The following is a 13,011-nucleotide window of genomic DNA, read 5'->3' as shown; positions in this document are numbered from 1 at the left end:
TACGGTTTAGCTCGGCCAAAAAGAAAGAGTCGACCGCGTCCGGCCGACCCTGCTTTACGTTTAGACGATAAACTTGTTCGCTTTGATGAGGCTCGCTGCGACTTCGCGCTTCGTGCCGATGACGTTGATCGGCTGATAGCGGCTGAATTTCTTCATTGCCGAGAGAAGCATGCGTTGCTCGTCGCCAGACGAAGCTGCGTACAATACTTCTTTCGCCATGAGTTCGACTTGCTTGAACACTTGCTCGGCGAAGATTTCCGTGTAACGGACTTTCTGCTGGTTCTTCTCGGCGCCGGTACGGCCGATCGCTTTGTCCGTCCGGGCGATGGCCGCCTCGAGCGCGTAGATGGCGCTGATGATGTCGGCGATCTTCGCGAGAATCTCTTGCTCGTTCTGGAGGTTTTGCTGGTACTTCTGGACGGCCGTGCCCGCGATCATCAAGTTGATTTTCTTCATGTTCGAAAGCAACATCTTCTCACGCGCGAGCGGTGAGCCGTCAAGTTCTTGCGGCATGTAGCTCATGAGCTCTTTTTGGAGTTTCTGCGCTTCGGCGAGGAGCGGCAAGTCGCCTTTCATCGCTTTCTTGAGGAGCGTGCCCGGCACGATCAACCGGTTGATTTCGTTCGTCCCTTCGAAGATCCGGTTGATCCGTGAGTCACGGTACAAGTTCTCGACCTCATACTCGGTCATGAAGCCGTAACCGCCGTGGATTTGGACCGCTTCGTCGACGACGTAGTCGAACGTCTCCGAGGCGAACACTTTGTTGAGTGAACACTCGATCGCATACTCGGCAATCGCTTGTGCGACTTTCGAGCCGTCACGCATGTTGTCGTCGCCGAGGGCGTCGAGGCTGTCTTGGAACAAGCCGCCCGTCCGGTAGACCGAGCTCTCCATCGCGTAAATGTTCGCCGCCATCATCGCGAGTTTTTCTTGGATGAGCGGGAACTGGCTGATCGGCGTCTTGAACTGTTTGCGTTCATTCGCGTACTGGACCGAGAGATCGAACGCCCGTTTCGACGAACCGACCGCACCGACGGCGAGTTTGTAGCGTCCGACGTTCAAGATATTGAACGCGATGACGTGGCCTTTGCCGATCTCCCCGAGGAGGTTGTCGACCGGCACTTCGACGTCTTCTAAGATGAGCGTCCGTGTCGATGAGCCTTTAATCCCCATCTTCTGTTCTTCGGCGCCTGTCGACACCCCGTTGAAGTCACGCTCGACGATGAAGGCGCTGAACTTGTCGCCGTCGATTTTCGCGTAGACGACGAAGACGTTCGCGAACCCGGCGTTCGTGATCCATTGCTTCTCCCCGTTCAACACGTAGTGCGTGCCGGCCTCGTTCAAGACGGCCGTCGACTTGGCACCTAATGCGTCTGACCCTGAGCCTGGCTCTGTGAGGGCGTAGGCGGCGATCCATTCACCGGTCGCGAGCTTCGGCAAGTACTTATGCTTTTGCTCTTCCGTCCCGAAGAAGACGATCGGGAGCGTCCCGATGCCGACGTGGGCACCGTAGCTGAGGGCGAACGAACGCGCTTTGGCGAAGCGTTCCGTGATAATCGATGACGAGATTTTATCGAGCTGATAGCCGCCGTACTCTTCCGGCACGTCCGCGCCGAGAAGGCCGAGCTCGCCCGCTTCTTTCAACAGCTCGACCGAAAGATCGAACTCGTGCTTCTCGATGCGTCCGAGGACCGGCATGACACGGTCGTCGACGAAGCTCGCCGTCGTGTCGCCAATCATCTTGTGCTCATCTGAGAAGTCTTCCGGTGTGAAGAGACGCTCCGCGTCGAGTGCGTCGATGACGAAGCTACCGCCTTTAATCAATTCGTGTTCTGTCCGTTCCATAGTCAATTCCCCCTTATAGTAATTCGAAGACGCCAGCAGCGCCCATACCGCCACCGATGCACATCGTCACAACCCCATACTTTTCATTGCGTCGTTTCATCTCATGCAAGATCGAGACCGAAAGTTTCGCACCCGTGCAACCGAGCGGATGTCCAAGGGCAATCGCGCCGCCGTTGACGTTCACTTTCGACGGGTCGATGCCGAGTTCACGGATGACGCCGAGCGATTGGCTCGCGAACGCCTCGTTCAATTCGAACAGTCCGACTTCCTCAAGCTTCACGCCGGCCATCTCGAGCGCTTTCGGGATGGCGACGACCGGACCGATTCCCATCACTTCCGGACGGACCCCGCCGACCGCGAACGAGAGGAACTTCGCCATCGGTTTCAAGCCTTGTCGCTCCGCTTCTTCGCGCTCCATGACGAGCACGGCCGCAGCACCGTCTGACACTTGGGACGCGTTCCCCGCCGTCACCGAGCCTTTGATTTTGAAGGCCGGGCGCAACTTACCGAGCGCCTCGACGGTCGAGTCGGCACGGACGCCTTCATCGTGTTTGACGACGACTTCGCGCTCCGCGACTTTCCCGTCTTCCCCGAGGACGTGCTCGATGACCGTCACCGGGACGATCTCTTCTTCGAACTTGCCGCCGGCGATCGCCGCCGCTGCCTTTTGATGGCTATCGATGGCGAACCGGTCTTGGTCCTCACGCGAGATGTTATATTCCGCTGCCACTCGTTCAGCCGTATGGCCCATGCTCATGTAGTATTCTGGTGCCGTCTCCATGATGTTCGGGTTCGGACGGATGACGTGTCCACCCATCGGCACGAGGCTCATCGACTCCATGCCGCCGGCGATGACCGCCGTCGCTTGGCCGATCATGATTTTCGCTGCCGCGTCGGCGATGGCTTGAAGCCCCGACGAGCAGTAACGGTTGATCGTGATGGCCGGCACTTCGTGAGACAAACCGCCGCGAACCGCCGCATAGCGGGCGATGTTCATCCCTTGCTCGGCTTCTGGCATGGCGCATCCCATGATGACGTCGTCGATGGGCCCTTTGTAGCCGGACCGCTCGAGCGTCGCTTTAATCGCGTGACCCGCGAGTTCATCCGAGCGGACGTTTCGGAACGACCCCCGTTTTGCTTTTCCGACCGGCGTTCGTGCGCCGGCCACGATGACTGCTTCCCTCATCTGTGAAATCCCCCTTTTGTCAGTTCCGAAGTGGCTTGCCTTTGACGAGCATATGTTGCATCCGTTGCTGCGATTTCGGTTCCCCGATGAGGCTTAGGAACGCCTCGCGCTCGATGTCGAGGAAGTATTGCTCGTCGACCATCGTGCCGTATGCCAAATCGCCGCCGCTGATGACGTGGGCGAGTTTTTTCGCAATTTTCAAATCATGCTCGGAGATATAGCCGCCATAGAACATCTCGTACGCCGCGAGTTCGAGCGTCGCTTTCCCCGTCTGTCCGACGACCGGTAACTTCTCACGAACCGGTGCCGTGTAGCCGTCGTAGAGACCGAGCACCGTCTGTTTCGCATCGAACGTCAAGTGGTCGCGGTTCATCGAGATGCCATCGACCGCACGGTGATAGCCGAGCGTCTTGGCGTCAAACGCCGATTTCGACACTTTCGCCATGGCGACGTTCTCGAACGTCTGTTGCGCCGCTTTCTCGATGTTTTGCATCGCCTTCGGTGTCTGCTCCAAGAAACGACGATACGTGTTGACGTTCCCGCCGCCGCCTGGGATGAGGCCGACGCCGACTTCGACGAGACCCATGTACGTCTCGAGCGCCGTCTGCATGCGTGCGGCTGGCAAGCTGATCTCCGTCCCGCCGCCGAGCGTCATACCGTAAGGCGCGACGACGACCGGGCGAGCGGCGTAGCGAATCTTTTGGACGACTTGTTGGAACTTGTTGATGATCCAGTCGAGCTCGTACCAGTTTTCGTCTTCCGCTTCCATGAGCATCATCGCGAGGTTAGCCCCGACGCAGAAGTTCTTGCCGTCGTTGGCGAGGACGAGTCCTTTGAAGTCGGTCTCGACGAGGTCGATGGACTGCTCGATCATCTGCATGATGTCGACACCGATCGCATTGTTCGGTGACGTGAACTCGAGTGCGACGACATCGTCGCCGATGTCGATGAGGCGGGCCCCACCGTTCTCGAGCACGACGCCGTTCGACTTGGCGAGCGGTGCGAGTTTCACTTCTTTCGGGTTGACGGTCTTCTCGACGTACGTCTGAGACGCTTTGTCGTAATACTGGTCCCCTTTATAGAAGGAAGTGTGTCCGGCAGCGAGCATCTCGTCGATCCACGCCGGGACGTCGTAACCTTGTTCTTTCATGCGGGCGACCGACTTCTCGACGCCGAGCGCGTCCCACGTCTCGAACGGGCCGAACTTCCAGCCGAAGCCCCACTTCATGGCGTCGTCGATGGCGACGATCGTGTCGCTGATCTCGCCTGTGAGGCGAGCCGAGTAGACGAGTGTCTTCGCTGTCACCGGCCAGAGCAGTTGTCCGATGCGTCCTTTGTTCAAGATGGCACCTTTCAACTTCGCTTTCGAGCCCGGGAGTGACTTGATTTGGTCGAGTTCCGGACCTGTAATCGCTTTCAAATGTTCGTACTCGAACGTCTGGAGATTGAGTTCTTGGATGACTTTGCCGTCTTTCTTATAGAACCCTTGGCCGGCCTTCTGTCCGATCCAGCCTTTCTCGACGAGCGTCTTCATCTCCGTCGGGACGTCGAACGTGTCCTTCTCTTCGCCCGATTCGAGCGTCTCGAAGACGTTTCCGGCGACGTGGACGAACGTGTCGATGCCGACGACGTCAAGCGTACGGAACGTCGCTGATTTCGGGCGGCCGATGAGCGGTCCGGTGATTGAGTCCATCTCACCGATCGAGGCGTTCTGTTTGAGCATCTCTTCGAACGTGACGAGGAGACCGTACGTGCCGATGCGGTTCCCGATGAAGTTTGGCGTGTCTTTCGCCTCGACGACACCTTTCCCGAGACGGTCCTCGGCGAAGCGGGCCATGAAGTCGATGACCGGGCGCGCCGTCTTCTCCGTCGGGATGAGCTCGAGCAATTTCAAGTAACGTGGCGGGTTGAAGAAGTGCGTCCCGAGGAAACGTGTCTTCAAGCCTTCCGGCAACACGCTCGCCATCGCCTCGATTGAGATGCCGGACGTGTTCGAGCTGAGTACCGCGTCTTCACGGATGTAAGGTGCGATTTTTTCGAACAGCTGTTGCTTCACGTCGAGCCGTTCGACGACGACTTCGATGACCCAGTCGGCTTCCTTCAAGCGCTCGAGATCATCTTCTAAGTTGCCGACATCGATGAAGTTCAAGTGTTCCGGTGTCGCGAGCGGTGCCGGGTTTTGCTTCAACAGCTTCTGACGGTTCTCGGATGCGATGCGGTTGCGTACTTCCGGTGACTCGAGCGTGAGCCCTTTCGCTTCTTCTTTCGCCGTCAATTCCCGTGGTACGATGTCGAGCATGAGCGAACGAATCCCCGCGTTCGCCAAGTGAGCCGCAATCCCCGCCCCCATTACTCCTGAACCGATGACGACCGCAAAACGAATGTTGCTCGTCAAACGGAGGTCGGCTGATTGTTCGATGTGACTCGTCATATTGTTCCCCCCTCAATGAGAATGAATAGTGATTCATTTCAAGCGTAAAAAAAATCGCAATCACCATCGTGTTTACTCTTCTATCATAAATGAATGAACATTCATTCGCAAGCCCGCATTTTTCAAATTCATTCCATTTCACGAAATAACGATTAATTTTTGAGTTGAGTGGTATAGACACAAAGAGTTAATTTTAGAAAGGGGAATGTAAACATGCGTGACAATCGTTTAAACACAGTCGGAAGTCGAAAAGATTTTGAATCGTTCAAGAAGGACGGCCAAGAGCAAGCCCATCAGCCGGGCATCGACTCGAAGATGGAGCCGTTCCCCATCTATGAGCGTGAAGGATATAAAGGAAGCGAGAAGTTAAAAGATAAAGTCGCCATCATCACAGGCGGCGACTCCGGCATCGGGAAATCGGTCGCCATCTTCTTCGCCCATGAAGGTGCGAACTCGGTCATCGTCTATAAAGATCAAAACGAGCTCGAGGACGCCGAGGCGACGAAAGAGCGAATCGAAGAACTCGGTCAAGCGTGTCTCTTACTTCAAGGGGACGTCGGCGACTCGGCGTTTTGCCAAGACGTCGTCAAACAGGCGCTCGAGACGTTCGGTCATTTGGACATCCTCGTCAATAACGCCGCCGAGCAACATCCACAAGAGTCGCTCCTCGACATCTCGGACGAGCAGCTCGAGCAGACGTTCCGGACGAACATCTTCAGCATGTTCTATTTGACGAAAGCCGCCCTCCCGTACTTGAACGAAGGCGCGAGCATCATCAACACGACATCGATTACAGCGTATCAAGGGAACGACCAATTGATCGACTACTCGTCGACAAAAGGGGCGATCACATCGTTCACACGCGCACTCGCGAGTAACCTCGCCGAGAAGAAGATTCGCGTGAACGGTGTCGCACCTGGTCCGATTTGGACACCGCTCATCCCAGCGACGTTCCCGGCGGACAAAGTCGCCTCGTTCGGAGACTCGGCCGAGATGAAGCGTCCGGGCCAACCGGCGGAACTCGCCCCGGCCTACGTCTATCTCGCAAGTGACGACTCGACGTACGTTAGTGGACAAGTCATCCACGTCAACGGCGGGACGGTCGTGAACGGATAAAGTCTCAAGAAGTCTCGGCTCACTTGCCGAGGCTTCTTTTTGTGCAGTGCGTCCTTTCGGCGCCTGCCCGCACCTCATAGCATTAATGTGTGCCCAAGGACGAGCCATATGCATCACGTTGGCGTCGGATTGTGATTGCATGCGTCCGTCGGCACCCTGACTCATGCAGGAAAGCAATCCAACGTAGACCCCGCAGTGCCGATATCGGCGCGAGGAGGCTTCGGGATTGCCTGCTGAAAGCATGGGTGCCGTAAGGACGCATTTTACCGAGCATCAAAAAGCACGAACGCCCGGTGCGGGCGTTCGTGCTCATTTTATTTTTTCACCATGCCTTTTAACACGAACGCCACGTTCGCCGGACGTTCCGCGAGGCGGCGCATGAAGTAGCCGTACCAGTCACGGCCGTATGGCACGTAGACACGGACTTTATAGCCTTGGCGGACGAGCTCGAGTTGACGCTCGACGCGGATGCCGTACAGCATTTGGAACTCGAACTGGTCGAGCGGGATGTCGTTCAGTTTCACATGCTCGATGATGGCATCGATCATGTGGTCGTCATGAGTCGCGATCGAGGCGTAGTTCCCGTTCGCGAGATGGAGTTTGACGAGCTTCAAATAGTTGTGGTCGACGTCTTCTTTCTCTGGGAAGGCGACCGTCGCCGGCTCTTTGTACGCCCCTTTGACGATGCGAAGGTTCGGCTTGAGCGGTGCGAGATGGTTGATGTCATCCTCTGAACGGTACAAGTACGACTGGATGACCGTCCCGAGGCCCTCGAAGTCTGTTTTCAATTTCTTGAACAACTCGAGCGTCTTCTCGCAGCGCGGCTCGTCTTCCATGTCGATGGCGACGAACACACCGACGGCTTGCGCCGCCGTCAAGATTTGACGCATGTTGTCTTCAATCAACTCGTCGGAAATATCAAACCCGAGTGACGTCAGCTTGAGCGACATGTATGCGTCGAGTTTCTCTTCTGCCATGATCTCGATCGCCCGAATAATCTCATCCCGATTTTCGGTCGCTTCCTCGACCGTCGTGATGAACTCCCCCAAATGGTCGACCGTGACCGACAATCCTTTCGCGTTCAATTCGCGAATCGTCGGAACCGACGTCTTGAAATCTTCCCCCGCCACAAAGCGTGAAGCACCGAACCGAAGTCCGTATTTTTTAGCCAAACTGTTGAGTGTTTTGTTTTGAGACATGTAAATAAATCCATCGCGCAACACTTTTTCCATCTGCTTTTCCCCCTTACGTTTACACCCATCTATCTCTATGACGATGTCTGAAATTATTATGACATACAAACGTCCATTCGTCTGTATTTTTGTAACCGTTTCCAGCAGTTTATTGCCCAACTTTTCAAAAAAACAGACGCCCTTTCGGACGTCCGTTTCATAGGTGTGTCGTCGGCGCGACGTATAGCAAAATGCTGAGGAAAATGAACACACTTCCGGCAAGGACGAACAAGTGCCAAATCGCATGGTTGAACGGTAGCTTCTGCCATACGTAGAACACGATCCCGACCGAATAGGCGATCCCACCGGCGAGGAGCAACATGAACCCGGTATGGCCGAGCGACTCATAGAGCGGGCGAATCGCGATGATGCAAATCCAACCGAGGCCAAGATACGTCACGTTCGATACCCACATGTATTTCCCTGTCGAAAAGAGCTTCCAGACGATGCCGAGAATGGCGACGCCCCAGACGATGCCGAAGAGCGTCCAACCGAGTCTGCCTTGAAGCGAGACGAGCGCGAACGGCGTGTAGCTCCCGGCGATGAGTAAGTAAATCCCCGCATGGTCGAACACTTGAAGCACACGCTTCGCCCGCGGGTGCGGGATCGCGTGCATGAGTGTCGAGAAGAGGTACAGTAAAATCATCGACGCCCCGAAGACGCTCACCGCGATGACGTTCCATGTGCTCCCCGTCTCGGTCGCACTCATGACGAGTAAGACGAGGGCGACGATACTGAAGATGACCCCGAGACCGTGCGTGACGGCGCTCGCGATCTCTTCCCCGAGCGTATCGGCATGGAGCATCTCTTTTAACTTCTCTTGTTCCATTCGGGTCCCACCTTTCTGTATTCCTCTAGTATGGTCATTTCCCGATTTCGTTGCAAACAAAAACATGGGCCACGAGGGCCCATGTCGATTCGTTATGCGACTTCTTTCACCGGAACGTCACATTCCATATTCTGTGCCCGCATCGCCCGTGCGCGCAAGTAGAACAGGACGAGCAACGTGATCGTACCGATCGTGGCGATGACGTACGGAATCGGTCCGTCCATCTTAAAGCCGATTGGCGCCGTCAAGATATAGAACCAGACCGCATACAGCATGAACGTGCCCGGGATGAGCGCGATGTAGTGATTGCGTCCCTTGATGTACAAGTACATCGCCCCGACGAATAGCGCGATGACGGCCGTCGTCTGGTTCGCCCAGTTGAAGTACTGCCAGAGCATCTGGAAGTCCATGTTCGTCAACACGTACGAGATGGCGAAGAGCGGAAGCGCGATCCAAAGGCGTGACGAGAACTTCTTCTGTGCGATTTTCAAGTAGTCGGCGATGATCATCCGAGCGCTACGGAACGCCGTGTCGCCTGACGTGATCGGCAAGACGATGACACCGAGGATGGCGAGCGTGCCGCCGATGCTACCGAGCATGAGCGTCGCCACTTCTTGCACGACGAGCGCTGGTGTGCCCGCTTGAATCATCCCGAGAAGCTCCCCCGGTTCGAAGATGGCCATGGCCGCACCGGCCCATACCATCGCGATGACCGCTTCGACGATCATCATACCGTAGAAGATCGAGCGTCCGTTGCTTTCTTTCATCGTCGTCCGCGAGATGATTGGCGACTGGGTCGCATGGAAGCCAGAGAGCGCCCCACATGAGATCGTGAAGAAGAGGAGCGGCCAAATCGGAAGGCCGTCCGGATGCATGTTCGTCAGTGACATCTCTGGAACCTTGTACCCTTGTGCGAACAGGCTGACCCCGATGCCGACGGCGCTAATCAACAGGAGCGCACCGAAGAACGGGTAGATGCGGCCGATGATTTTATCGACTGGGAGGAGCGTCGCCAAAATGTAGTAAGCGAAGATGGCGAAGATGACGAAGATGAGCGTCGACGCGTCCCCACCGAACAAGTTGTTAATCATGTTACTCGGTGACGTGACGAACACCGTCCCGACCAAGAGAAGTAAGAGCAAGGCGAACCCGTTGACGATATGGCGGAGCGAGCGGCCGAGGAACTTCTCGGCGAGCTGCGGCAAGTGCGCCCCGTTGTTACGAAGCGAGATCATCCCTGTCAAATAGTCGTGCACGGCCCCGGCGAAGATTGACCCGAAGACGATCCAAAGGAACGCGACCGGGCCGTAGAGCGCCCCCATGATCGGCCCGAAGATCGGCCCGACGCCGGCGATGTTCAACAGCTGAATCATCGAGTTCCGTTTCTTGCCCATCGGCACGTAGTCGATGCCGTCCTGTGACGCGTAAGCGGGCGTCGTCCGCTCTTCCTTGATGCCGAACGTCTTCTCGACGTAACGGCCGTAAATGCGATACCCGATTAGTAGGATCGCGATGGCGATAAAAAATGTAACCATGATTGCTGTCCCCTTTATTACGTATGTGGCCCCGTTGGCCCATTGGTTTACATATCCTATGTAACCGATTACATTGTTGATTATATAGCACTTCCACAATTTATGTAAGGGGTTTCATTCACTTTTTTGACACAAAATAAAGCCCTCAAAACTGAGGGCTCATTCATTGCTTATCGAAGAGCCGGGACACCGACATGTCCGGCTCCGACGACTTTCGTTTCTTCTTTCGTTTGACCGTCGAGTTCACTGACGACCGTCACCGTTTGGCGAAGCTTGAGCGGTTTCACAGACAGTGCATACGTGCCATCGGCTTTCGCTTTCGTTGTCGCGAGAACCTGCTTTCCGTCTTTCAATGTGACGGTCGCGTTCGCCGTCGTGACACCCGTCACAGCTTTCGCACCCGGCTTGATCGTGTCGACCGAGAGGACGAGCTCGACTTGCTCGGCTTCCGTCACCGGATCGAGTGCGATCGTGTACGAACGGAAGAGACGTCCGGCCGCATCAACGCGTGTCGCGTCCGTCGCTTCGATGCCTTCGTATAGGTCGACGTACTTCTTGCCAGCGTCCGCCGTCTCGAACGTCGCGAGGCGTTTCGCGTCGGCGACGACTTTCCAGTTGTCATCGGCTTTATAATCGACGGCACCACGGCTGGCGATGATGTAGTCCGAAATGACATTCCGTGTCTCGTATGCCGAACGATAGACGATGCTGTTGCCACCGTTGAGACCTGGGAACGAAGATGAACCAGCACGATAGTTGTTCGTCGCAACCAAGAACTCTTGGTCCATCGAAATCGGCTTGCCGTTATATTCGACGTTCTTCACGCGGTTCGCCGAAGCGTTGACGAGTTTCCCGCCGACATCGAATTTCGCTGGACCCGTCACGTCAATCTCATACGTCAATCCGTCCAAGATGTCGAAGTTGTAGCTACGGAACGCGAGGTTCAAGAGCGGTTCCCCGTCCGCCTTCACTTCTTTATACGCCCCGGCTGACATCTCGAGCCAGTCCATGACGTCTTGCCCGGTCACTTTGACGACTTCGAGCGTGTTCGGATAGACGTACAAGTCCGCCACGTTCTTGAGCGCGATTTGACCTTTCGGAATGTTCGTGTAATAGCCTGCATCTGTCAACTCACGGCCGCCCGCCTTGAACGGCGCACCGGCTGAGAGAAGTGGCAACCCTTTATACGGGGCGAGGTCCGGGTTCGTCTCAAGCTCTTTCTCGACGAACCATTTCTGCGCGTTCGTCACGAACTGCACCGATGAATCGTCACGGACGAGCGCGAAATAGCTTTGGATGTCGTCTTGAATCTCGCCGACCGGACGGTTGATGTACTCGATCGTGGCCCGGTGGTCGTCTTCGATGAGCGCTTGAATCTCGGCATCGACCGGCGTATTCGCCGTGATCGTGTCGAGCTTGGCCATCGCATCGAGGACACGCCATGCCCCGTCCACTTTCTCGAGTTCGAAGTCGATGACGCCTAAATCTTTCCCTTGGTTGTTCGCCATGACGACCGGCTTGCCGTTAATCGTCCCTTTCGCCATGTCGACGTTCGGGAACGATGCGAACATACCGTTCGCGTCCGGGAAGCGTCCATGCTGGTGACCGGTCATGACCATGTCGAGCCCATCGATTTTCGTGAGGGCGTAGCCGACGTTCTCTTCGTCGTCACGTTGCTCGTCAGCGAGGGCGGCGCTTTCGCCGATTCCTGAGTGCGCGAGGGCGACGACGACGTCCGCGCCTTGCGCTTTCAATTTACTGACGGCTTCACGGGCCGACGGGATGATGTTCTCCGCCGTCACGCGGCCTTGCAAGTTCCCCGAGTCCCACGACATGATTTTCGGTGGTACGACGCCGAACACCCCGACTTTGATCGTATGGGTCTCCCCGTCCGTATCCGTGACCGTCCGCTCGATGATTTGGACCTCTTGTCCGTCAACGTTGAACTTCGACACGATTGGATTCCCCTCTAAATCCTTGACGTTCGAGGTGACGAAACGAAGCTTCCCTTTCGACCCTTCCATCACGTCGTATAAAAACTCGAGTCCGAAGTTGAACTCGTGGTTCCCGAGCGTGACCGCATCATAATCAAGTGCCGCCATCGCCTTGTACATCGGATGCTCGAACGTACCCGGGTTGTTTTGGTGCACTTCCCGCACGTAATCCCCGAACGGCGTCCCTTGAAGCGTATCCCCGTTATCGAACAGGAACGTGTTGTCTGCCCCGGCTTCCGCGCGATGCTGTTTGATGAGCGTCGCGACTTTCGTCAAGCCGATCGTGTTGTCGACTTTGTCTTGGAAATAGTCGTAGTTCGTGATGTTCGTATGTAGGTCCGTCGTCTCTAGGAAGCGGAGCTTCACGACGTCCTCTGACGCGAGTACGTTCGGTGCGTGCAGCGGTAACGTCGCCGGCAATACGAGTGCCGTCGCAATCGTCCATTTTAAGGCTGTTTTCATTTTCATTTCCCCTTTTTACAAAAAATGACTTAACCTCTTTCACTATACCACCCGTTTGTAAACGTCACCATTATTTTTTGTAAAAATTGACGGAGATTTTGACTATGATGAAAGTACATCATTCGCGAGGAGTGGGATCGTTGATTATTGAAATCGATGGCTATTGGGGGAGCGTTTACTTGAGCGGAAAGAAGTGCTCCAAACAGAGAATGAGGGAAATGTATCGACAAACGAAAGACGGGGTGACGGATATACAAGACTTTCCGGACATGTTTTGTCGGCTCCATCGCTTTGATCGGATTCCAGGTTCAGACGAGATGAGCATCGATTTCGTCTTAGACACGGACACGGACCGTATTTATAGCCCGTCTGAATAGGTAC

General features: G+C 55.7%; 9 protein-coding genes. 2 read left to right on the top strand and 7 right to left on the bottom strand.

The annotated features are described in order from the left end of the window. Positions 1 to 60: 60 nt before the first annotated feature. Genes KB235_RS06380 through KB235_RS06370 form a run of 3 tightly spaced genes read right to left on the bottom strand, consistent with a single transcriptional unit; the run spans position 61 to position 5,462 of the window. The gene (locus tag KB235_RS06380) at positions 61 to 1,845 is read right to left on the bottom strand and encodes an acyl-CoA dehydrogenase family protein (RefSeq protein WP_211780779.1); all 1,785 of its coding nucleotides are present in this window, start codon (positions 1,843 to 1,845) and stop codon (positions 61 to 63) included. A gap of 13 nt (positions 1,846 to 1,858) precedes the next feature. Beyond that, positions 1,859 to 3,031, bottom strand: a complete 1,173-nt coding sequence (locus KB235_RS06375; protein WP_211780778.1) for an acetyl-CoA C-acetyltransferase — start codon at positions 3,029 to 3,031, stop codon at positions 1,859 to 1,861. Between the two features lie 19 nt (positions 3,032 to 3,050). After that, complete coding sequence (locus KB235_RS06370) at positions 3,051 to 5,462, bottom strand: 3-hydroxyacyl-CoA dehydrogenase/enoyl-CoA hydratase family protein (RefSeq protein WP_211780777.1); 2,412 nt, start codon at positions 5,460 to 5,462, stop codon at positions 3,051 to 3,053. A gap of 213 nt (positions 5,463 to 5,675) precedes the next feature. Between KB235_RS06370 and KB235_RS06365 the strand changes: the two genes are divergently transcribed. Then, positions 5,676 to 6,578 carry an SDR family oxidoreductase gene (locus KB235_RS06365; protein WP_034807045.1) on the top strand — a complete coding sequence of 301 codons (903 nt, stop codon included), beginning with the start codon at positions 5,676 to 5,678 and terminating at the stop codon, positions 6,576 to 6,578. A 314-nt stretch (positions 6,579 to 6,892) separates the two neighbouring features. Here the strand turns inward: KB235_RS06365 and KB235_RS06360 are convergent, their stop codons facing one another. From KB235_RS06360 to KB235_RS06345, 4 genes are all read right to left on the bottom strand, one after another. After that, positions 6,893 to 7,810: a proline dehydrogenase family protein gene (locus KB235_RS06360; protein ID WP_034807043.1), complete on the bottom strand. Its 918-nt coding sequence runs from the start codon at positions 7,808 to 7,810 to the stop codon at positions 6,893 to 6,895. 157 nt (positions 7,811 to 7,967) lie between these two features. Then, positions 7,968 to 8,639: a PAQR family membrane homeostasis protein TrhA gene (gene trhA / locus KB235_RS06355; RefSeq protein ID WP_034807041.1), complete on the bottom strand. Its 672-nt coding sequence runs from the start codon at positions 8,637 to 8,639 to the stop codon at positions 7,968 to 7,970. A 92-nt stretch (positions 8,640 to 8,731) separates the two neighbouring features. Next, positions 8,732 to 10,174 (bottom strand): carbon starvation CstA family protein, encoded by a 1,443-nt coding sequence (locus KB235_RS06350; protein WP_211780776.1) that lies wholly within the window; start codon positions 10,172 to 10,174, stop codon positions 8,732 to 8,734. Between the two features lie 170 nt (positions 10,175 to 10,344). After that, positions 10,345 to 12,630 (bottom strand): bifunctional 2',3'-cyclic-nucleotide 2'-phosphodiesterase/3'-nucleotidase, encoded by a 2,286-nt coding sequence (locus tag KB235_RS06345; protein ID WP_246514377.1) that lies wholly within the window; start codon positions 12,628 to 12,630, stop codon positions 10,345 to 10,347. A 140-nt stretch (positions 12,631 to 12,770) separates the two neighbouring features. Between KB235_RS06345 and KB235_RS06340 the strand changes: the two genes are divergently transcribed. Then, complete coding sequence (locus KB235_RS06340) at positions 12,771 to 13,007, top strand: hypothetical protein (protein ID WP_211780775.1); 237 nt, start codon at positions 12,771 to 12,773, stop codon at positions 13,005 to 13,007. The last annotated feature ends 4 nt before the right edge of the window (positions 13,008 to 13,011 follow it).

This window comes from Exiguobacterium alkaliphilum, from assembly GCF_018138125.1.
GTDB lineage: Bacteria > Bacillota > Bacilli > Exiguobacteriales > Exiguobacteriaceae > Exiguobacterium > Exiguobacterium alkaliphilum.
The sequence above is the reverse complement of the archived record's forward strand: the minus strand, read 5'-3'. Positions and strand labels throughout refer to the sequence as shown.

Coding starts and splice junctions, on each gene's coding strand:
- KB235_RS06365 (WP_034807045.1), top strand. CDS start 5,676: ATGCGTGACAATCGTTTAAACACAGTCGGAAGTCGAAAAGATTTTGAA.
- KB235_RS06380 (WP_211780779.1), bottom strand. CDS start 1,845: ATGGAACGGACAGAACACGAATTGATTAAAGGCGGTAGCTTCGTCATC.
- trhA (WP_034807041.1), bottom strand. CDS start 8,639: ATGGAACAAGAGAAGTTAAAAGAGATGCTCCATGCCGATACGCTCGGG.
- KB235_RS06375 (WP_211780778.1), bottom strand. CDS start 3,031: ATGAGGGAAGCAGTCATCGTGGCCGGCGCACGAACGCCGGTCGGAAAA.
- KB235_RS06350 (WP_211780776.1), bottom strand. CDS start 10,174: ATGGTTACATTTTTTATCGCCATCGCGATCCTACTAATCGGGTATCGC.
- KB235_RS06360 (WP_034807043.1), bottom strand. CDS start 7,810: ATGGAAAAAGTGTTGCGCGATGGATTTATTTACATGTCTCAAAACAAA.
- KB235_RS06370 (WP_211780777.1), bottom strand. CDS start 5,462: ATGACGAGTCACATCGAACAATCAGCCGACCTCCGTTTGACGAGCAAC.
- KB235_RS06345 (WP_246514377.1), bottom strand. CDS start 12,630: ATGAAAACAGCCTTAAAATGGACGATTGCGACGGCACTCGTATTGCCG.